This window comes from Haloferax profundi (assembly GCF_001469865.1).
Taxonomy (GTDB): domain Archaea; phylum Halobacteriota; class Halobacteria; order Halobacteriales; family Haloferacaceae; genus Haloferax; species Haloferax profundi.
Genome location: NZ_LOPV01000549.1, coordinates 1 through 646, shown reverse-complemented (window position 1 = coordinate 646; position 646 = coordinate 1). Strand labels below are relative to the sequence as shown.

The window sequence follows — 646 nt, the reverse complement described above, 5'->3', positions numbered from 1 at the left end:
TCCAAACAAGGTTATAGAGAGCGGGCGAATAGGTGAGCTACTATGCGCGAGTTCGTCTTCACCGTCGAATACGACAAGGGGGCAGACGAGGTCATGGACCTCTTCATCGACAACCCAGATTTACACTCCAAGACGATGGCCGTCCACGCGACGAACGAGTCGATGTGGCGTCTCGACAGAATCACCGGCCCGACAGAGGTACTCGAGGAGTTCGATGCAGTCGTCGAGAGTGTGACTCTCTGTAACGAAGTCATCGGGATGTGTGGGGCTCCCGTCGTCGAGTGGAACTTCGAGACGCTCTCCAGTACCCCAAACGGCCGCATCGTCTACTCGTGTCGAGAGGAGGGTGAGGGAATTCAGTCGATTCCGTACGTCGCCGCGAAGCACATCGGCGATGGTCTCTTGATGCAAGCAGAACGTCGCGGCAACCAGTATCAGTGGCGACTCCTCATCGACGACGACGACACTGTCGGCGAAATCTACGAAGAGGTGGACGATGGCCTCAGCGAGGGACTCTCACTCAGCGTCCAGCGCATCAGCAAACCGGAGTGCTGGCTCGAAGAGGGGTTCGACTCGGACGACCTTCCACCGGAACAACAAGCAGCACTCGAAGCCGCCGTCGAGTTTGGCTACTACGAGACGCCTC

Annotated in this window: 1 protein-coding gene; it reads left to right on the top strand. The window is 57.9% G+C overall.

Annotated elements, in window-relative coordinates:
• Positions 1–42: 42 nt before the first annotated feature.
• Positions 43–646 (top strand): hypothetical protein (locus AUR66_RS16545; RefSeq protein WP_058573301.1); only part of this gene is annotated, 604 nt, incomplete at its 3' end.